20 protein-coding genes are annotated in these 19,170 nt (G+C 39.6%); 10 read left to right on the top strand and 10 right to left on the bottom strand.

What is annotated here, in order from left to right; all coding sequences use genetic code 11:
* Nucleotides 1-150: 150 nt before the first annotated feature.
* Nucleotides 151-1,107, top strand: a complete 957-nt coding sequence (locus tag B554_RS0113705; protein WP_025465223.1) for a helix-turn-helix domain-containing protein — start codon at nt 151-153, stop codon at nt 1,105-1,107.
* Nucleotides 1,108-1,155: 48 nt separating this feature from the next.
* Here the strand turns inward: B554_RS0113705 and uvrA are convergent, their stop codons facing one another.
* Complete coding sequence (gene uvrA / locus B554_RS0113700) at nt 1,156-3,987, bottom strand: excinuclease ABC subunit UvrA (protein ID WP_019458503.1); 2,832 nt, start codon at nt 3,985-3,987, stop codon at nt 1,156-1,158.
* Between the two features lie 293 nt (nt 3,988-4,280).
* On the opposite strand from uvrA, the gene B554_RS0113695 reads away from it, so the two are divergent.
* The 4 genes from B554_RS0113695 to B554_RS0113680 all read left to right on the top strand — a co-directional run bounded on the left by B554_RS0113695 (nt 4,281) and on the right by B554_RS0113680 (nt 6,677).
* Nucleotides 4,281-4,883, top strand: coding sequence for a TetR/AcrR family transcriptional regulator (locus B554_RS0113695; RefSeq protein WP_019458502.1), 603 nt, complete (start codon nt 4,281-4,283; stop codon nt 4,881-4,883).
* 3 nt (nt 4,884-4,886) lie between these two features.
* Nucleotides 4,887-5,864, top strand: a complete 978-nt coding sequence (locus B554_RS0113690; protein WP_019458501.1) for a zinc-binding dehydrogenase — start codon at nt 4,887-4,889, stop codon at nt 5,862-5,864.
* A 65-nt stretch (nt 5,865-5,929) separates the two neighbouring features.
* Nucleotides 5,930-6,283, top strand: coding sequence for a DUF1304 domain-containing protein (locus tag B554_RS0113685; protein WP_019458500.1), 354 nt, complete (start codon nt 5,930-5,932; stop codon nt 6,281-6,283).
* Nucleotides 6,284-6,335: 52 nt separating this feature from the next.
* Nucleotides 6,336-6,677, top strand: a complete 342-nt coding sequence (locus tag B554_RS0113680; RefSeq protein ID WP_019458499.1) for a GlpM family protein — start codon at nt 6,336-6,338, stop codon at nt 6,675-6,677.
* A 43-nt stretch (nt 6,678-6,720) separates the two neighbouring features.
* On the opposite strand, the gene B554_RS0113675 is transcribed toward B554_RS0113680, so the two are convergent.
* The 3 genes from B554_RS0113675 to tenA all read right to left on the bottom strand — a co-directional run bounded on the left by B554_RS0113675 (nt 6,721) and on the right by tenA (nt 8,741).
* Entirely contained in the window at nt 6,721-7,527 is an 807-nt protein-coding gene (locus B554_RS0113675; RefSeq protein ID WP_004884868.1) for an SDR family NAD(P)-dependent oxidoreductase, read from the bottom strand.
* 103 nt (nt 7,528-7,630) lie between these two features.
* A complete protein-coding gene (locus B554_RS0113670) occupies nt 7,631-8,002 on the bottom strand; it encodes a MerR family transcriptional regulator (protein WP_019458498.1) in 372 nt (123 codons plus the stop codon).
* A 64-nt stretch (nt 8,003-8,066) separates the two neighbouring features.
* A complete protein-coding gene (gene tenA / locus B554_RS0113665; protein ID WP_019458497.1) occupies nt 8,067-8,741 on the bottom strand; it encodes a thiaminase II in 675 nt (224 codons plus the stop codon).
* Between the two features lie 262 nt (nt 8,742-9,003).
* On the opposite strand from tenA, the gene B554_RS0113660 reads away from it, so the two are divergent.
* From B554_RS0113660 to ssb, 3 genes are all read left to right on the top strand, one after another.
* Nucleotides 9,004-10,086, top strand: coding sequence for a DUF475 domain-containing protein (locus B554_RS0113660; RefSeq protein WP_019458496.1), 1,083 nt, complete (start codon nt 9,004-9,006; stop codon nt 10,084-10,086).
* A gap of 146 nt (nt 10,087-10,232) precedes the next feature.
* On the top strand, nt 10,233-11,597 hold the full coding sequence (locus tag B554_RS0113655; RefSeq protein ID WP_019458495.1) for an MFS transporter: 1,365 nt from the start codon (nt 10,233-10,235) through the stop codon (nt 11,595-11,597).
* 50 nt (nt 11,598-11,647) lie between these two features.
* Nucleotides 11,648-12,235, top strand: coding sequence for a single-stranded DNA-binding protein (ssb, locus tag B554_RS0113650; protein ID WP_004705007.1), 588 nt, complete (start codon nt 11,648-11,650; stop codon nt 12,233-12,235).
* 40 nt (nt 12,236-12,275) lie between these two features.
* On the opposite strand, the gene B554_RS0113645 is transcribed toward ssb, so the two are convergent.
* Together B554_RS0113645 and B554_RS0113640 are read right to left on the bottom strand one after the other, a co-directional pair.
* Complete coding sequence (locus tag B554_RS0113645) at nt 12,276-12,599, bottom strand: AzlD domain-containing protein (protein WP_019458494.1); 324 nt, start codon at nt 12,597-12,599, stop codon at nt 12,276-12,278.
* Nucleotides 12,596-13,291: an AzlC family ABC transporter permease gene (locus B554_RS0113640; RefSeq protein ID WP_029767856.1), complete on the bottom strand. Its 696-nt coding sequence runs from the start codon at nt 13,289-13,291 to the stop codon at nt 12,596-12,598. Before B554_RS0113640 ends, B554_RS0113645 begins: the two co-directional genes overlap by 4 nt.
* A 68-nt stretch (nt 13,292-13,359) precedes the next feature.
* On the opposite strand from B554_RS0113640, the gene B554_RS0113635 reads away from it, so the two are divergent.
* Entirely contained in the window at nt 13,360-13,908 is a 549-nt protein-coding gene (locus B554_RS0113635; protein ID WP_002117406.1) for a helix-turn-helix domain-containing protein, read from the top strand.
* A 55-nt stretch (nt 13,909-13,963) separates the two neighbouring features.
* Here the strand turns inward: B554_RS0113635 and B554_RS0113630 are convergent, their stop codons facing one another.
* From B554_RS0113630 to B554_RS0113620, 3 genes are all read right to left on the bottom strand, one after another.
* Nucleotides 13,964-14,407 (bottom strand): MarR family winged helix-turn-helix transcriptional regulator, encoded by a 444-nt coding sequence (locus B554_RS0113630; RefSeq protein WP_155757404.1) that lies wholly within the window; start codon nt 14,405-14,407, stop codon nt 13,964-13,966.
* A gap of 311 nt (nt 14,408-14,718) precedes the next feature.
* Nucleotides 14,719-15,126, bottom strand: a complete 408-nt coding sequence (locus B554_RS0113625) for a hypothetical protein (RefSeq protein ID WP_019458491.1) — start codon at nt 15,124-15,126, stop codon at nt 14,719-14,721.
* Complete coding sequence (locus B554_RS0113620; protein WP_019458490.1) at nt 15,123-15,584, bottom strand: hypothetical protein; 462 nt, start codon at nt 15,582-15,584, stop codon at nt 15,123-15,125. Before B554_RS0113620 ends, B554_RS0113625 begins: the two co-directional genes overlap by 4 nt.
* Nucleotides 15,585-16,154: 570 nt before the next feature.
* On the opposite strand from B554_RS0113620, the gene B554_RS0113615 reads away from it, so the two are divergent.
* A complete protein-coding gene (locus B554_RS0113615; RefSeq protein WP_019458489.1) occupies nt 16,155-17,597 on the top strand; it encodes an amino acid permease in 1,443 nt (480 codons plus the stop codon).
* Nucleotides 17,598-17,662: 65 nt separating this feature from the next.
* Here B554_RS0113615 and B554_RS0113610 read toward each other — a convergent pair whose 3' ends face one another.
* Nucleotides 17,663-19,162, bottom strand: a complete 1,500-nt coding sequence (locus tag B554_RS0113610) for a PLP-dependent aminotransferase family protein (protein WP_019458488.1) — start codon at nt 19,160-19,162, stop codon at nt 17,663-17,665.
* Between the last annotated feature and the right edge of the window lie 8 nt (nt 19,163-19,170).

Raw genomic sequence — 19,170 nt, 5'->3', positions numbered from 1 at the left:
TCAATTAATTATTTGGTTTTCTTTTAATTTTATCTTATGAAATATTCTATCCATTTTTATAGTTGAATTTTTGACTTTGTTTTCAGCGGGTTGACATAGTTTTAAATAGAGTATAACTTTTTGTATAATTTATACGTATAACTTTTAACAATGAAATTATCAGCTTTAAAAAAAGTTCGTCTAGCAAACATGATGACTCAAACTGCAGTTGCAGAAGCTATGGGAGTCAGCCAACCTAATTATCAACGTTGGGAATCTGGAGCTGCCTCTATTCCTAAGAGTAAGCAAGCAAAATTAGCGAAAATTCTAAATTCAACTGTAGATGAAATACTTGGTAATCCTCGACCTTTTGATAATTTAGGAATTCATGATGAGATTAGTGATGAAAATACATATTTTGGAGAAATAGCATTTCATTTCAGATCTGGAAAAGGGCTTTTATTCCCAATTACTGAGGCTGAAAGATCTAGACTACACTATCGATTGAATAGTAAAGGCGACTTTATAGTTGTTGAATCTTTAGATAATAGAATCGCCTTTATTCGTCGAGCTTCAATACAAGATGTTTATCTCTCAAGTGAAGCATTTGATACTTTTGGTCCTGAAAAATATAAAGATTGGTTAGGATTGGATAGAATTGAAGATGAGGAATGGCTGGTTATAGAGAATATTGAGTGTTTAGAGTATGTAAAAGATCTAATAAGTGAAGAAAAAGTAAAAAACTATGTAAAGAAAATACTTTTAACCGAAGAAGAGTTAGATGCATTAATTGAACAAGATCATATAAAGAAGGAAGATAGGGAAAAGGTTAAAAGAGATGCATCTAAACAATTAAAAAAATTGTATGCCAGAGCAACAGAAATTCAATGGCAATTTACTAATGGAAAAATGAGAAGAGAGCCGATGTTTGAGGATCGCAAGTTGTATGAGGCTTTTTCCTGTCTTGAAATAGATCCAGAAGATGCAGACGAAATTATCTATTTACCTACAGAGGGATATCATAGGACAATTTTTATAAATACTTCAGAATTAGATTATATTTTTATTCCCGCACATAAATTTAATTATGGTCGTTTAGAGAGTTTAGAAGAAGAATTAGGTGAATAATAATTAGGCTAGAGGTCATTTAACCTTCTAGCCTAATTTAATTAAACTTTATTTAAGCATCGGTTTTAAGAAGCGACCCGTGTGGGAAATTTCAACCTCAGCGACTTGTTCAGGTGTACCTTCGGCAATGATCATACCACCACCCGAACCACCTTCAGGGCCTAAGTCGACAACCCAGTCTGCTGTTTTAATGACATCAAGGTTATGTTCAATCACCACAATGGTATTACCCTTGTTACGTAGCTCATGCAAAATATCGAGCAACTTAGCAATATCGTGGAAATGTAGACCTGTTGTAGGTTCATCCAAGATATATAAGGTTTTACCCGTATCTCGTTTTGCTAACTCACGTGCCAGTTTTACACGTTGCGCTTCACCACCAGAGAGTGTAGTCGCAGCCTGACCTAAACGAATATAGCCTAAGCCGACCTGAGTTAAGGTTTCTAAGCGGCGGTGAATGACTGGAATTGCACTAAAGAACTCGGCAGCATCTTCAACCGTCATTTCTAAAACGTCAGAAATGTTTTTGCCCTTATAACCCACTTCAAGCGTTTCACGGTTATAACGTTTGCCATGACATGCATCGCAAGGTACATACATGTCTGGTAAGAAGTGCATTGCGACTTTAATCATACCGTCGCCTTCGCAGGCTTCACAGCGTCCACCTTTCACGTTAAACGAGAAACGGCCTGCACTATAACCACGAGCTTTCGCTTCTGGCGTTTGAGCAAATAACTCACGGATTGGTGTAAATAGCCCTGTGTACGTTGCAGGGTTAGAACGCGGTGTACGGCCAATCGGGCTTTGATCAATATCAACGACTTTATCTAGATGTTGTAGACCATCAATTGAATCAAACTTTTCAGCTGTTAAAGTCGTTGCACCGTTGAGCTGTGTTGCAGCCAATGGAAGCAAAGTACGGTTAATCAGTGTTGATTTACCCGAACCTGAAACACCCGTCACACAAGTCATAATGCCAAGTGGAATGGTTAAATCGACATTTTTTAAGTTATGGCCTGCTGCACCAGAAAGTTTGATAAATTCATCTGGACGTGGTGATTCAGTACGTTTTTTTGGCACTTCAATTTTGAGTTTGCCAGAAAGGTATTGTCCTGTGAGTGAGTCGGCATGTTTAGCCAATTCATCATAAGTACCTTCAGCAATAATCACACCACCATGTACACCAGCACCCGGACCAATATCAATAATATGGTCAGCCGCACGAATCGCATCTTCATCATGTTCAACGACTAATACCGTGTTGCCTAAATCACGTAAGCGAATGAGGGTTTGTAATAAACGATCGTTATCGCGTTGATGTAGGCCAATTGATGGTTCATCGAGTACATACATGACGCCCATCAAGCCGGCACCAATTTGTGAGGCTAAACGGATACGCTGTGCTTCACCGCCCGATAACGTTTCGGCAGAACGAGCTAAACTTAAATAGTTAAGTCCAACACTCACCAAGAAATGTAAACGCTCTCGAATCTCTTTAAAGATTTTATCGGCGATTTCACCCTTAGCACCTTCAAGATTTAAATCTTGATAATAACTTTCAGCATCACCAATCGACATGCGGGTAATGTCGGCAATCGTTTTATCTTTAACGCGAACATGACGTGAAATTTCATTAAGACGTGAACCACCACATGCATCACACGCTGCATTAGACAAATATTGAGCTAAATCATCACGTACATAGTTACTTTCAGTTTCACGGTAGCGACGCTCAAGGTGTGGCAAAATTCCTTCAAATGGTTGCACGCGAGTATGTTTACGGCCACGTTCGTCGATATAGCTTAAATCGACTTTTTCTTTACCCGTACCTTGTAAGAATTTCTTTTGAGTGTCTTTATCTAACTGGTTCCAAGGCGTATCAAGTTGAAAACCGAAGTGGTCGGCAACTTTTTGTAGCATTGAATAGTAATAAGGACGTTGACGATCCCATCCACGAATAGCACCTTCGCTAATTGCCAACTCAGGATTTGGAATGAGCTTTTCAGAGCTAAAGTGGCTACGGGTACCTAAGCCATCACAAACAGGGCAGGCGCCAAACGGGTTGTTAAATGAAAATAAACGCGGCTCAAGCTCTGCGACTGCGCGATCACATTCAGGGCACGAGTGTTTTGCAGAAAAAACGCGATCTGGGTGTTCGCCATTCATCCATGATAAAACAGCAATATCGCCACCTAAACGCAATGCAGTTTCAAATGATTCCGCAATACGGTTACCTAAGTCATCACGTACTTTGAAGCGGTCAACCACAACTTCAATGGTGTGTTTTTTCTTTTTGTCGAGTTCTGGTGGCGTATCAATATCAATGATTTCACCATCAACACGCGCTCGTACAAAACCTTGACCTTGTAGTTGTTCGAACAGGTTACTGTATTCACCTTTACGTTCACGTACCACAGGGGCAAGCAACATCAGTGCTGTGCCTTCCTCAAGGTTTTTTACCGCATCGACCATTTCAGAAACGGTTTGCGCAACCATCGGCAAGTCGTGTTCAGGGCAGTAGGGCGTGCCGACACGTGCATAAAGCAAACGTAAATAGTCATAAATTTCGGTAATCGTACCCACCGTTGAACGTGGGTTATGACTGGTAGATTTTTGTTCAATGGCAATCGCTGGAGATAAACCTTCAATCGAGTCGACTTCAGGCTTTTCCATTTGCGATAAAAACTGACGAGCATAGGCCGAAAGTGATTCGACGTAACGGCGTTGTCCTTCGGCGTACAAGGTATCAAAGGCAAGAGAAGATTTTCCTGAACCTGATAGCCCCGTAATCACCACAAATTTGTCGCGTGGAATATCGAGTGACACATTTTTTAAGTTATGGGTACGTGCGCCTCGAATACGGATATGACTTTGGCTCATAAAACATCTCAATTATGTATTGATGAAAATTTAGGTGTTGTTTTGATTAGCACAGGGAGATATGGCTATTTATAAACAACAGACCCTATATGATAACGATTTAAAATTGTTCAAGTAGTACAAAATGATTTAAAGCGACAAATTGTGACGGTTAAACGACAATCGACAAAATTTGTTTAAATAAGCAGATTGTATTTTTAACATTCCTCACTCTACATTTCTACTCTCGCATATTTTTACAAGCTACATAATTTTACTAGACGACTGGTCTAATAGTGGAGTATGGTGTATGTATGAAACGATTAAACAAAAGCGAAACCACGCGACAACACATTTTAGATACCAGTTTTGAGCTGGTATTACATAAAGGTTTTGTTGGTGTTGGTTTGCAAGAAATTTTAAAGGCTTGTGACGTACCCAAAGGTTCGTTCTATCACTATTTTGCTTCGAAAGAGGCATTCGGCTGTGCGTTGCTCGAGCAATATATGGCTGATTATAAAGTTCGTATGGAACAACTTTGGCAACGCAGTGAGCAAAGTGCCCATGCTCGTTTAATGGCCCTATGGCAGGCATGGATTGATGATCCCGTAAACGGTAGTTGGGCTGAAAACTGTCTGATTGTGAAGTTAGCGGCAGAGGTTTCTGACTTATCAGAAGACATGCGCCAAATTCTCAATGACGGTGTGCACAAACTAACCCAACGTTTGGCTTTGCTACTCAAAGAAGGACAACAAGAAGGATCAATTCCTAAACATATTGAACCTTTAAAAACTGCGCAAGTCATGTATCAGTTATGGTTAGGTGCTGCTTTACTCACAAAACTGTCGCAAGACAAAGCACATCTACATTTAGCCTTAGAAACTACCCAACAACTCATAAAACCGATAGAGGAATAAAGCATGCGAAGTATTATCCATCGTAATTTTGGCGAGCCTGTAGACGTTTTAGAGCAGGCGGATATGCCAAAGCCAGAGCCAAAAGCAGGCGAAGTTCGTATTAAAACCATCATGTCTCCTATCCATAATCATGATGTATGGACAGTACGTGGAAGCTATGGCTACAAGCCAACTTTACCCGCGATTGGTGGTAGTGAAGGCGTTGGTATTGTTGATGCTTTGGGTGAAGGCATTACTCATGTACAGGTAGGGCAACGTATCGCAGTTGCGGCTGTGCATGGCAGTTGGGCTGAATACTTTATTGCACCAGCTCAAGGGCTTATTCCACTCAATAATGAAATTGATGACGAAACAGCAGCGCAGCTGATTGGTATGCCAATTAGTGCTCTCATGCTTTTAGACTTTGTAAATGTTCAACCAGGTCAATGGCTCATTCAAAACACGGCAAATGGTGCAGTCGGTAAAACAGTTGCGATGATTGCGCAGGCGCGTGGTTTACCAGTGATTAATCTGGTTCGTCGTACCGACGCAATTGCAGAGATGCAAGCATTAGGTATTCAACATGTTGTTGCGACTGATCAACCTAACTGGAAAGAGCAGGTTAAACAACTTCACGGTGATCAACCGCTGATTGCTGGTGTGGACTCGATTGGTGGCAGCGCAAGTGGTGAAATGCTGAATTTACTCAGTGAAAATAGCCTACTCGTTTCGTTTGGCAGTATGACTGGTGAAACCATGCAGATTTCATCGGGCGATTTAATTTTCAAACAAGCGACAGTAAAAGGGTTCTGGGCGAGTGTGGTCAACAAGGAAATGCCAGCAGAACGTAAAAAGGAACTGATTGTTGAGTTATTAACGCTAGCGACTCAGAAAAAATTAATCTTGCCTGTAGAAGGTGTGTTTAGTTTTGATGAGATTAAAACAGCTGCCCAAAGAGCAACGCAAGGTGCTCGACAAGGCAAAGTATTGTTAAAACCGTAACACACTAAAAGATCAGTCGAGAGACTGATCTTTTTTCATATCTTTAAAATAAAAAGGAAAACTGTATGATCGGACAAATATTGATTGCGCTTATAGCCATATTACATGTCTATATTTTAGTTTTAGAAATGTTTTTGTGGGACAAACCTTATGGCATGAAAGCCTTTGGAAATAATGCTGAAAAAGCAAAACTCACTAAAGTCATGGCACAAAATCAAGGGCTTTATAATGGCTTTTTAGCTGCGGGTTTATTTTGGTCTTTATTGGCTGATGCGCAGTTTGCCACATCAATTGCCAATTTCTTTTTAGGCTGTGTACTCATTGCAGGTATCTATGGTGGTCTAACTGCCAGTAAAAAGATTATTTATATTCAGGCAGTTCCAGCTTTGATTGCTTTAGTCGCTGTTAATTTTCTTTAAAAAGCGCACAATACAGCGTTTTGTTATGGAAATGATCAGGTAGGATCGGCACATGTGGGCGTTATTTTTAAAATGTATGTTGGGGGCTGGAGTTGTCCTCATTATTTCGATTTTATCGAAAAGTAAGGCATTTTATATTGCAGGTTTAGTCCCACTTTTTCCTACTTTTGCTTTAATTGCTCATGTGATTGTCTATCAGCAAAAAGGAGCCGAAGCATTACAAAAAACGGCTCTGTTTGGTCTATGGTCACTTATTCCTTATGCCATTTATTTAGTTGCGGTTTACATGCTGGCAACACGCGTGTCGATGTGGTCGTGTCTGGGCTTGGCAACCTTATGTTGGATGGTCGCTGCGGCAGGTTTAATTTATGGGTGGCAGTTGTTTCAGCATTAAAAGATTAAGAGAAACCCCTTAATCTTTTAAATTGAAGTATTTTTTATGACTGCTCAAGAACACGCGTTCTGAGCATGCCTTCAACTAAATTAATCATTTTTTTGCGGGAAAGAATTCGTGGCAATTGAGACGTTAAATAATTGCTACACCCCACTACAACCGTCGCTTTATTTTTATCTAATGCTCGAACTGTGGCAGAGACAACGTCATCTACCGTAGAGCTTTTCATTCCACTGGTATCGGCATTTGCGACCTGAGTAAAATTGGTTTCGGTATTGCCTGGGCAAACAGCGATAAACTTAACACCCGAAGTGCCATATTCCCCTGCAAGTGCTTCAGTAAACTGCAAAACATAAGATTTAGTTGCGCCATAAACAGCAATATAAGGGAGAGGTTGAAAGGCACCTGTCGATGAAATATTAATCATGATGCCTTTTTTGTTCGAAAGCATATGTGGCAAAAACAGATAACATAAAGACGTTACACTGCTGATGTTAAGTGTAATCATTTCTTGATAGGTAGAAATCGATTGATCAAGGAACTTGGTCCATTTTCCAAATCCTGCGTTGTTAATTAAAATTTCTACCGATAATTTTCTTGCCTGCACTTCATTAAATAAGGTTTGAGCTGAATTGGGTTGAGCTAAATCTAAAACAATCACTTCAACATTTACGCTATATTTTTTTCTCAGTTCATCGGCTAAATCATTTAGTTTTTGTTCGGAGCGTGCCGTTAAAATCAGGTGGATTCCTAAAGATGCAATTTTTTTAGCATACGCTTTACCTATTCCTGAAGATGCTCCTGTTATTAATGCTGTTGAATTTTTAAATGTAGAAAGATGAGCGCTCATTTTATTTATCCGTAATACATGAAGCTCTTACGATAAACCTTGTCCCTAAGGGCAGAGTCAAGCACTAAATTCAAAAGCTATTTTTAGATTTTTATGCATCATTTTAAGCAGAAATTTTACTGGTAATATAAGTTTCAATAATCTCATCTTCCAGTTGTTTTAAATCTACTTGCAAACGATTTAATGCTTCTTTTTGTTCAATAATTTGTTGATTCTTTTTTTGAATAAGCTGCTGCGCAATTTCTACCGGAAAGCGATTATTTTTATATTTTAAAGCTGACAACTCATAAAGCTCAGAAAGGCTAAATCCTACTGCTTGTGCAAGGCGAATCATCTTAACTGATTTGACATCAATCTCTTCATAAATACGATAATTCCCTTTTCTTTTTGCGACTGGTAGTAAGCCTAATTTTTCATAATGCCGAATGGCTTTAGGAGTGGCTCCAGTTAAAGATGCTAATTCGCCGATATACATACTTATCTCGCATTTTATTAAGAATCGATCAGCTATGAACAATCTGATCGATTCTTTTAAAGTTTTAAATATGGTCTAAACCTAACCATTGTCTTTGATGGTAAGCACTGTCCCAAAATAACCACTCAAGTTTTGCACCCATCGTATAGGCTGCATGCATTTTTTCTAGTGTGTCTGCATCACAACGTGCTGCGACTTTGTCTACAGTCGCAATCACATTACGAACAGCCGTATGGAACTCTTCGCCAGCATAGGTATCAACCCATGCTTGGTAAGGATTATTAGCAACTGATTTGCTTACAATATCTTTACCAACTTCAGCGTAAATCCAGAAACAAGGTAAAAGTGCAGCAAGTACAACAGGGTAGCTTTCTGACCAAGCCGTTGCGGTTAAAAATGAAGTGTAATGATGGCCTGCCAAGGTTAATGGTGTATTTTGAAATTTTTCTTTGCTTACGCCAAAGTTTTTCATGAAGTCATCATGCAAGCTACGTTCAACCACAATTGCGATTTTTGCGGCATCTGAGAACTGCATAATATCGTCAGCATCAAATGCTTTGGCTGCTGCAACAGCAAGTACACGCCCATACGCCACTAAATATTGAGCATCTTGAATAACATAATGACAAAATGCTTCTTTATCTAAAGTACCGCTAGCAAGTTCCTGATTAAAAGGCAGGTCGAGAATTTTTTGATATAAATTTAAATTACGTTGCCAGAGTTCTTGAGAAAAAAGCATAAATTCATTCCATTTAAAATAAGACAGCTGAACCAGATTTTAAATCAATTTTAAAATACAAAAATAATAATAATAGATATATCGAAAGAAAATATTTAATACGATTAACCAGTTAATTAAGAATTATAAATTTCTTTATTAAACAGAGGGATAAAGTAAAGAGAATAACGGCACAAAACAACATCGTTTTGTGATTAATTATCGATATAATAACCGCGGTTTTAAGAAAGATTAAATTTAGTTCTTGGTATAGGTCTGATCCATGAAGCATTTCCAATTTTCGATATTTTTTACGGTGGTGTGTTTAGCACTATCCGCGTATTGGGGTTTTACCCATGGGCCTGAAGCTGGCGTGTCTACCATGCTTAAAGCTTTAACCATTACCGCAATTTTAGCTGTAATGGAGGTTTCTTTATCTTTTGACAATGCTGTCGTGAATGCATCGGTTTTGCGTAATTGGGATCCGTTCTGGAAAATGATCTTTTTAACGGTGGGTATTTTAATCGCCGTTTTTGGTATGCGTTTGATTTTCCCTGTTGTGATTGTTGCTGTAACCGCAGATATGGGGGTAATTGAAGTTGCAAAACTGGCACTCAATGATCCGAAAACTTATTCTGAGCGCTTAATGGCGCACCACGCTGAAATTTCAGCTTTTGGTGGAACATTCCTGTTGTTGGTTTTCCTAAACTTCTTCTTTGATGACGGAAAAGAAACGCATTGGTTTAGATGGCTTGAATCTAAACTTACGAGTTTGGCTAGCGTACCCGCAATGTCAGTATTCCTTGCTTTAATCGCTTTAATTGTGATGGCAGGTTATGTAGATGATCATCAACGTTTAGCCGTGACCATGGCCGGTATTTGGGGCATTGTGGTTTATATTGGTGTTGAAGTATTAAGTCACTTGCTAGGTGGTGAGCCTGAAATTGATGAAAATGGTAATGCTGTATTACAAGATGGCTCGGGTGCTGCGTCTGGTGTGGTTAAAGCTGGTTTAGGCGGTTTCTTATATCTTGAAGTATTAGATGCATCATTTAGTTTTGACGGTGTGATTGGTGCATTTGCAATTACCAGCGATGTTGTTGTGATTATGCTAGGTCTTGCGATTGGTGCTATTTTTGTTCGTTCAATGACTGTTTATCTTGTTGAAAAAGGTACGCTAGATGCTTACGTGTTCTTGGAACATGGTGCACATTATGCAATTGGTGCTTTAGCATTCATTATGATTGCAAGCGGTACGGGTGTGCATGTACCTGAAGTGGTCACAGGGTTAATTGGTGTAGCGTTTATTGTGTGGGCTGTCATTGCTTCAATTCAATATACCAAGCGCGAGCAAGAGTCTCCTTAAGCTAATTTTCAGTAAAGTTCGATATTATAAAGAGGCTAAATGCCTCTTTATTTTTTTTAGCCGAAATCGTTATTTTAAATCATCTCTCCCGTATTTTTAGAAACGAATCGGCTTATAATTTGCCTAGTTTGATAACGTGTATTGATATGATGAATGCTTTGGAACGCCGCTCAACTTTTGCTTTAAGTAGTATTTTTGCGCTACGCATGTTGGGTTTGTTCATGATTATTCCTGTCTTCTCTGTAGTCGGGCAGTCATATCAATATGCGACTCCGGCACTTATTGGTTTGGCCGTAGGTGTATATGGTCTAAGTCAGGCGATTTTACAAATTCCATTTAGCTTGCTGGCTGACCGTTTTAGCCGTAAACCGCTTGTAGTCTTTGGCTTATTGCTTTTTGCTATTGGTGGTGCAATTGCGGGTTTATCTGACACTATTTATGGCGTCATTATTGGCCGTACCATCGCTGGTGCTGGTGCGGTTTCGGCAGTGGTCATGGCACTTTTAGCTGATGTGACGCGTGAAGAGCAGCGTACTAAAGCCATGGCCGCCATGGGCATGAGTATTGGTTTATCTTTTGTTGTCGCGTTTAGCCTTGGGCCTTGGCTCACAAGTCTTGTCGGTATTTCTGGTCTATTCTTTGTGACAACCATTATGGGCCTAATCGCGATTTCGATGCTATTGCTTGTACCTAAAGTGACTCGTCACCATCGTAATTATCAGCAAGGCTATATGGCACAGCTTAAGCAAGTCATTCAAATGGGTGATTTAAACCGTTTACACGTTTCGGTTTTTGCATTGCATTTATTGCTGACAGCCATGTTTATTTATGTGCCTTCACAGCTGATCGAGTTTGCGCATATTCCTCTGGCGAGCCACGGCTTGGTGTATTTGCCACTGTTGGTGATTAGTTTATTTTTTGCATTTCCAAGCATTATCATCGCTGAAAAATATCGCAAAATGCGAGGCATTTTCTTAACGGCAATTACAGGTATTATTGTGGGGTTGCTGCTTCTCATATTTGGTTATCAGTCTAAATATGTCTTGCTCGCAGGCTTAGGTATTTTCTTTATTGCCTTTAATGTAATGGAAGCTTTATTGCCTTCTTGGTTATCAAAGTCAGCTCCAATCCAGTCAAAAGCTACTGCCATGGGTGTAAATGCCAGTAGCCAGTTCTTAGGTGCTTTTTTTGGTGGCACGCTAGGTGGTCAATTATTGATGTTACATAATACTGCGATTGGATGGAGTGTCTTAGCAGGGATTGCTATAATATGGCTGCTAATTAGTTTTGGTTTAGCTCAGCCGCGGTATCTGTCATCTATTGTGTTGCCATTACCGCAAGTGCAACAGGTGAATGAGTGGACCACACAGCTATTGGCAATTCGTGGTATTGAAGAAGTTGTGGTGATGCCTGACCAGCAGGTTGCTTATATTAAAGTCGATAAACAGACTCTTGATGATGCTGCACGACGTGATTTAACGCAGTTGTTTGGTAAAGAGGTAGCCATTTAAGCATAACTCTTATAAAGTAAAACATAGAAATTATAGGATGAAGACAGCTAATGCGTGGTGTAAATAAGGTTATTTTGGTTGGTACTTTGGGTCGTGATCCTGAAACAAAAACTTTTCCAAATGGGGGTTCGTTGACCCAATTTTCGATCGCGACAAGTGAATCTTGGACTGATAAAAATACAGGTGAGCGTAAAGAACAAACAGAATGGCACCGTATTGTTTTGCATAACCGTTTAGGGGAAATTGCTCAGCAGTTTTTACGTAAAGGTTCTAAGGTTTACATTGAAGGTTCATTACGTACACGTCAATGGACAGATCAAAATGGCCAAGAGCGTTATACGACAGAAATCCGTGGCGACCAGATGCAAATGTTAGATGCTCGTCAACAAGGTGAACAAGGTTTCGCTGGCGGTAATGATTTTAATCAACCACGTTTTAACGCACCTCAACAAGGTGGCGGTTATCAAAATAATAACAACCAAGGTGGCGGCTACGGTCAAAACAATGGTGGTGGTTATGGTGGCCAAGGTGGTTTCGGTAATGGTGGTAACAGCCCGCAAGGTGGTGGTTTTGCTCCTAAAGCGCCGCAACAACCAGCATCTGCACCAGCTGATTTAGACGATGATTTACCGTTCTAATCAAAGTTTCAAAAAAGGCGAGTTTATCTCGCCTTTTTTATTATTCAATTCCTAGCAAACGTAGAAGTGCCGTGCCAACAGCGGCCAAACAAATCACCAATAAAAGCGGAACTTTTTTCCAAACCAAGAATAGTGCTAGTACCACCCCAAATATACGCGCGAAACCTGCGAAATGTTGGCCTTCAAAAAATGTAGTGGTCACTGCAATGGCACAGAGCAAAACGGTTGCGCCATTTGAGAGTAAAACTTGGTATTTTTCAGAAAACGAAAACTTGGCGCCTAAGTGAAAGCCAGCAAAACGAATACCATACGTTCCAAGTGCAAGTAGAGCTATACCTAAAATAATAAGTAACTGTTGACTCATTTCTTTCTACCCCATATTAAGCCAAAAAGCGAAATCAGGATTGGAAGCCCTGAGGCTAAAAAAGGTGTAGTCATCAGTGCTAAAGTTGACCCTGCAAATGCAGCTTTTCGTGTAGATTTATTCTTTAAAGCATTAAAAGTCAGTGCAATTAAAATGGCAGGGAAAATTGCATCTAAGCCAAATGTTTTCGGGTCTGGAATAGCACTTCCAATAAAATAGCCAGCCGTGACACCGAGGGGCCAAGTCAGCATAATGCATATACCACATAACCAGTAAGCAGCCTTTTTTGTTTCAAAATCAGGCTGTGCCATACCAAACAAAACGCTCTCATCGTTCATGATGTGAGACCCGAAATATCGAGAGAATTTACCTCGGATTAGTTCATTGACCGCAATACCAAAAGGTAAGTGCCTTAAATTGACGAGTAGTCCTGCAATTGCAGCTGTAATTGGGCTACCACCAACTGCCAAGAAGCCAATAAAAATAAATTCAGCAGTTCCTGCAAGCACAAAAATAGATAGGCAAAGCGGAATCCACAGTGCTAAGCCATAGCTTGCAGCGAGTGAACCTAAAGACATACCAACAACACTGGTTGCTAGACATACAAAGAAAATCGAGCGGGTGGTGTCTTTACTAAGTTTCTTAATGAGAGCGTATGTGGACATAGTATGATATAACGAACGATTTTCCATTATAATGAATAAGTCTGATTGTTTTGTCAAAACGAACGATCGTTTTTTTTATAGAACGGGTGCGGTGAATGTCTCAGCCAATTGAAATTATTGCCAAAGGTTTAACGCGTGAACGCCAAAGAGCAGGGCTCTCATTGGCAGAAGTTGCTCGCCGTGCAGGTGTTGCCAAATCTACACTTTCGCAGTTAGAGGCCGGGCAAGGTAACCCAAGCATTGAAACCTTATGGGCACTTTGTGTTGCACTGAATATTCCATTCGCACGCCTGATGGAAGAACCAAGCAATCAAGTGCAAGTCATTCGCTGTGGTGATGGGCCAACGGTGAGTTCCGAGATTGCCAATTACAAAGCAATTTTGTTGGCGACTTGTCCACCGCATGCGCGCCGTGATGTATATTTATTGATTGTGGAGCCGGGTGAAGACCGACTGTCAGAGCCGCATCCAGTTGGTTCTGTAGAACATATTATTGTGGTCGAAGGCAAAGCTTTAGTGGGTTTAATTGATGAGGCAGTTGAGCTTGGCGTCGGAGACTATATTTGTTATCCAGCCGATCAAAAGCATATATTTAGAGCCTTAGAAACAGGAACAAAGGCGTTATTAATTTCTGAACAAAACTAGAAGCTTTAAATTCATTTAAGTGAAGTTTTTTTCTTTTAATGAATTTAAACGTTTATTATTCATTTGTTCTAATCAGCCTTAGTAAGTTTTCTTGGGATAATGTTTTATTGTCGACTTCTTCAACCAGAGTAATTGCTTTACGAAGCAAATTTAATCCTTCATCTGTCAACTCAACTTGTTGTTCGCGTAAATCTAAAGCATAAGGTGAAATGGTAATTAATTTATTTTTTTTTAGGCGCTGTAAAATAAGAGAAACCTGCATTTTGGGCATGCCAGACATTTCAACGATTACTTTCTGCCGGATATAGGGGGTGGAAATCGATACATTTTGTTGTAATTGCCAACCAATAATCGCGAGTATGCTGAAGTTCTGCTGAGTCAAATCTAATGGAGCTAAAACTATATCAATCTGTCTTTGCCACTTAATAAATGTTTGCCAAAATCTGAATCCTATACTTTCCATTGGAGAGGTATGTGTAAATATATCTGGTTTTACCATTTCAATAAGACCCGTTAAGTAAAGTTATAATTTTTAAAAATTTATAGGAAGCACAAGTATAACTTATTTAAAATATGCGTTCTGCTAATGGCAGATAAGCTAACTTCAAGTTATATCAGTTATTTATCTTACAATGTGTCATAGATCAAAATTATAATAAGAAAATAAATTTGAAATGAATAGGGTTTAGTTATATTGCTGGACCGCTTCCTGAGGAAGCGGAGGCTAGAGTAAAAATTATTTAATGAAGACTTCAAATTTTGATAATTAAATAATATTTTGAGAGTAGATCTATAATTTAAAATTTTCTCCTAGGTTTTATTATCCTTAATTAAGTTCGCATCATGCTGACTTATTTCAAAAAAACCTCTTCGTGCAAGTATTCCCCAGTTCGGATTACTTGTAAGCTCTAATCCTTTAATATCTTTGATGGGTTTAGATACAAAATCTGGATCAAAGATTACATCTTTTCTGAAAGGTTTAAAATCTGGAGTTTGCTCAAACTGATAGATTTCATTGTTTAAAAAAGAACATCTAAATGCGATTAGTTTTAATTCCTTACCAGCACGCATTTCAGTTCTTGGACAATATATAAATACCTCATCACCAGCATGAGTCGCGATGAGGGGACCTTTTTTTCCATGACAGACTTGAAGAATATTTAGCTTTGAAGCAATTAAAGCATGTTCATAGGAAATCACAGCGATCCATGATTTCATTGCTTCAACTCTTTTTGCATTATTTCAACAAGATTATTAACACTTTGAACAATATTCTGCTTTAAATTTTCCCAAATATTATCTTTAAAAAAATCATAGTTATGAGCTTGAACACAAATAGTATGTTCAATTCTGTCATCAGAACATGCTGCACTTTTTTCGATAAGTGAATGTCCAATAGACATGGAGCCTATAGGAGTATGACTAGTTGTTGTAAAATGCTGTTCATCAATAAATGATGTTACGCAAACAGGAACTAAATCCGGAGCTCCGTAGGGAAGAATATTAATATTTTTCCCAAGCTTTATTTTATTTCCATCGGATTGGATTTCTAGTAAACCTTTATCCCAGTTGCTCCAGTTGGCAATATCATTCCAGTGCTTCCAGATAAGTGGAAAGGACTCTTTTGGAATCTTAATACTATAGCTAAATGTTAACGTTTTAAGTTTATTGTTCATTAATTTTGCCTTTTATATAAGTTAATAATAGTTTTATTAAAGAATAATCAGTTGTTATGAATGACAGATTTAGCTCGAAATGAGTTGATATCGCTAGTCATATTTAAATAAAACTTTAATAGTAAAATAATATACTATTATTTTATTAATTACAATTTTAAAATTTTTATGCTTAATTTTTATTCGATTACCCATAAGTTATTTTTTATAAATTTAAGGTACTTTTATAACTCCTAACCAAACACATCGATATTTCATATTTAGAAATCTGATTGTATTTTTATGTAAATTATTTATAGAAATATTAAATTCATGAAACGAATCTAGACCAATTTTGCATATAAATTTTGCAATTGGCTCTCTCTTTTATTACAAAAATGGCTCTCGTTTCTTGAGTGCCGAAACGACAAATTAAAGCCATTGGAAGTATGCATACGGAAGCGCCGGATCAGCTCAGTGAATTTTCTGTTTTAGGAATTGAGCAAAACGGCTAAATTTTTAGGGGATATTTTTTGGCTTCGGAGGATTTCCGAGTCTAGCCGATATCCTCCATATATTAAGGAAAATGATATGGCAGCTCATCAAAATGGTTCTGAAGCCAATCACTCCCAAAGTTTAAAACATGGACTTAAATCACGCCATCTAACCATGATCTCGATAGCAGGGGTTATTGGTGGCTCTCTCTTTGTTGGCTCAGGTAGTATCATCTACAACACAGGTCCTGTGGTTTTCTTAACCTATGCTTTAGGTGGACTACTCGTTTGGTTCATCATGCGTATGCTAGGCGAGATGGCCGTTTTAAACCCCGACAGTGGCTCTTTTTCAACTTATGCGGACCGCGCAATTGGTCGTTGGGCAGGTTTCTCAATTGGGTGGTTGTACTGGTGTACGCTGGCAATGCTCATGGGGTGGGAAGCTTATGTGGCAGGTAAAATTTTAAATAACTGGTTCCCGTTTATACCGATCTGGGTCTATATGACTGTCGTCATTGCTGCATTGGTTGCTGTCAATTTGCAGAACGTAAAGAACTATGGTGAATTCGAGTTCTGGTTCGCTCTCATCAAAGTGATTGCGATTGTGATCTTCTTGGTGATTGGTAGCTTAGCCATCATGCATTTGTGGCCTTGGGGTAATCCAGCTGCATCTGGTATCAGTAATCTAACCTCTCAAGGTTTTATGCCTAATGGTGGTTCATCCGTTATTACCGCCTTACTTGGGGTCATGTTTGCCTATATTGGCGCTGAAATTGTGACTGTAGCAGCGGCAGAGTCTGCAAACCCATCTAAAGAAATTCGTAAGGCTTCGAACTCAGTGGTTTGGCGAATTATTTTATTCTACGTCGGTTCAATGTTTGTGGCGGTATGTTTAATTCCTCACAACAATGAACTTTTGAAAGATTCTACTTGGGGAACCTATAGCGTTACGTTGTCTGCGCTTGGTATTCCGGGCGCGCGTCATATCGTAAACTTTGTGGTTCTAACCTCGGTATGTAGTTGCTTTAACTCAGCGCTTTATACGTGTTCACGTATGTTGTTCTCATTATCTAAACGTGGTGATGCACCGAAAAGCTTTGGCTCTGTAAACAGTAAAAGTAGTCCGTGGGTGGGCGTGATTGTGTCATGCTTCTTTTCTGTAATTGCCGTGATTTTAACTGCAACCAAGAGTATGGATGTGTATGACTTTTTCATGCTAACAACAGGTGCAGCAACATTGTATGTATACCTGACGATTGCTTATTCTCAGCTTCGTATGCGTAAAAAGTTAGAAGCTGAAGGCGTGAAAATTGACTTTAAAATGTGGATGTTCCCTTACTTAACTTACGTGGTGATCTTTGCAATTATTGGTGCAATTCTTACCATGCTGATTGAAGGCACCTATTTTAAAGAGGTGATTTACACTACAGCATTGTTCGGCATTATTGTGTTCTTCGGTTTGCTGTCTGAAAAACTAGGTTGGGGTAAAGAGCGTAGAGCGACTCATTTAACTCATAGCCATGAAGAAAAGTTAGTTTAATTTTTTAAATAAAAAAGAGCCTCACTGCGAGGCTCTTTTTTATTTGTCTTAATACGGATGAATCTTTAATTCAGCGTAGGTACGCCTGCTTCACGTAAGCATTGAAGCAAGACACCAAAAGCCATCACCATATCTTTTTCATTTACACAAGCGAAGCCCATGAGCAATCCACGTTCGGCATGTGCATGCGACTGCATGTAGTACTGAGACAGTGGTCGAACTTTGACACCACGTTCAAGCGCAGTCGCCGCAATCGCAACATCATCGCAAGCGTTTGGAAGTTTTAAAACTAGATGTAACCCTGCGGCTTCATCATATTCATGAATAAATTCGGGGCCAAGGTAGCGTTGAATTAAGCTCACCAAGTAGTCGCGGCGCTTGCCATAGAGTAGGCGCATACGGCGAATATGCGCTTCGTAATGGCCTTCACGAATAAATTCAGCTAAGGCTTTTTGCTCAAGCAAATGGCCCCCACGGTAAAGCTCGGCTGCCACAATACGTAGTGGTGAAAAAAGTGGTTTAGGTACGACCAAATAACCAATTCTTAAAGAGGGGTAAATGGTTTTACTAAATGTGCCCATGTACAGCACAGGTGCATCATTTTCTAAGCCTTGCAAAGACGGATACGGTTGACCTGAGAAACGAAACTCACTGTCGTAGTCATCTTCTACAATCCAGCTATTATGCTGGCGTGCAATTTCAATCAGTTTGCGTCGTCGATCTAGGCTTAAATGTGAACCCAGCGGATATTGATGTGATGGTGTGACAAAAATGAGCTTAGGCGGCTTTGTCGGATTTTCTTCAGGAATAATACCTTCAGCATCGACAGGCATCGGTTGAATATCGAGGCCATTAATTCGTAAGGTATTACGCATTCCCCAATAAGCGGGATCTTCAAGCCAGATTCGATCACCAATATCACTCAGTGCACGCGAGACCAAATCAATCGCTTGGTGAATGCCTTCGGTAATAATAATCTGGTCTGCATCGCACTGAACCGAACGTGCAACACGTAAGTAATCTGCCAACGCACTTCGAAGCTCGATACAGCCACCAGCGTTGCTATAGATCAGGCGGTTAATGTCTGGTTCGCGGCTTAGGCGTGCTTGAATACGACTAAAAATATGATGTGGAAACTCTGTTACATCGGGTGCTCCCGGCACAAAAGCTCCCCATTGGTGTGGCGACGCTGCTGCATAGCCTAATAAGTTAGAACCACGCTGCGAAAGGGCATAAGAGCTTTGAACTTTCGGGCTTGAAACCGCTTTTTTCTTATTTTGAGTATTTAAAAAACTCTCTGGTAATTTTTCGGCAACCCATGTGCCATGACCTGTACGGGCTTCTAAGTAGCCTTCAGCTTGTAGCTGTTCATAGGCGGTAAGCACTGTATTTCTAGAAACATGAATTTCACTGGCTAAGTCGCGTGACGCAGGTAGACGAGTCTTGGGCTGGATGACTCCATCAATAATGGCACCACGCAGGCAACGGAAAAGGCGTTGATGTAGTTTCCCTTCAGTGTCCTGTTGGAGTCGTTGTAGCAAATGATCTCCAAGTAAACTACGCAATTGGCTCT

Source organism: Acinetobacter sp. GG2, assembly GCF_000292385.1.
Lineage (GTDB): Bacteria > Pseudomonadota > Gammaproteobacteria > Pseudomonadales > Moraxellaceae > Acinetobacter > Acinetobacter seifertii.
This window is presented reverse-complemented; position numbering and strand designations above follow the sequence as displayed.

Coding starts and splice junctions, on each gene's coding strand:
- B554_RS0113675 (WP_004884868.1), bottom strand. CDS start 7,527: ATGAGCGCTCATCTTTCTACATTTAAAAATTCAACAGCATTAATAACA.
- B554_RS0113690 (WP_019458501.1), top strand. CDS start 4,887: ATGCGAAGTATTATCCATCGTAATTTTGGCGAGCCTGTAGACGTTTTA.
- B554_RS0113660 (WP_019458496.1), top strand. CDS start 9,004: ATGAAGCATTTCCAATTTTCGATATTTTTTACGGTGGTGTGTTTAGCA.
- B554_RS0113620 (WP_019458490.1), bottom strand. CDS start 15,584: ATGAACAATAAACTTAAAACGTTAACATTTAGCTATAGTATTAAGATT.
- B554_RS0113655 (WP_019458495.1), top strand. CDS start 10,233: ATGATGAATGCTTTGGAACGCCGCTCAACTTTTGCTTTAAGTAGTATT.
- ssb (WP_004705007.1), top strand. CDS start 11,648: ATGCGTGGTGTAAATAAGGTTATTTTGGTTGGTACTTTGGGTCGTGAT.
- B554_RS0113645 (WP_019458494.1), bottom strand. CDS start 12,599: ATGAGTCAACAGTTACTTATTATTTTAGGTATAGCTCTACTTGCACTT.
- B554_RS0113670 (WP_019458498.1), bottom strand. CDS start 8,002: ATGTATATCGGCGAATTAGCATCTTTAACTGGAGCCACTCCTAAAGCC.
- B554_RS0113625 (WP_019458491.1), bottom strand. CDS start 15,126: ATGAAATCATGGATCGCTGTGATTTCCTATGAACATGCTTTAATTGCT.
- B554_RS0113615 (WP_019458489.1), top strand. CDS start 16,155: ATGGCAGCTCATCAAAATGGTTCTGAAGCCAATCACTCCCAAAGTTTA.
- B554_RS0113635 (WP_002117406.1), top strand. CDS start 13,360: ATGTCTCAGCCAATTGAAATTATTGCCAAAGGTTTAACGCGTGAACGC.
- B554_RS0113685 (WP_019458500.1), top strand. CDS start 5,930: ATGATCGGACAAATATTGATTGCGCTTATAGCCATATTACATGTCTAT.
- B554_RS0113630 (WP_155757404.1), bottom strand. CDS start 14,407: ATGGTAAAACCAGATATATTTACACATACCTCTCCAATGGAAAGTATA.
- B554_RS0113680 (WP_019458499.1), top strand. CDS start 6,336: ATGTGGGCGTTATTTTTAAAATGTATGTTGGGGGCTGGAGTTGTCCTC.
- B554_RS0113640 (WP_029767856.1), bottom strand. CDS start 13,291: ATGGAAAATCGTTCGTTATATCATACTATGTCCACATACGCTCTCATT.
- uvrA (WP_019458503.1), bottom strand. CDS start 3,987: ATGAGCCAAAGTCATATCCGTATTCGAGGCGCACGTACCCATAACTTA.
- B554_RS0113695 (WP_019458502.1), top strand. CDS start 4,281: ATGAAACGATTAAACAAAAGCGAAACCACGCGACAACACATTTTAGAT.
- B554_RS0113705 (WP_025465223.1), top strand. CDS start 151: ATGAAATTATCAGCTTTAAAAAAAGTTCGTCTAGCAAACATGATGACT.
- tenA (WP_019458497.1), bottom strand. CDS start 8,741: ATGCTTTTTTCTCAAGAACTCTGGCAACGTAATTTAAATTTATATCAA.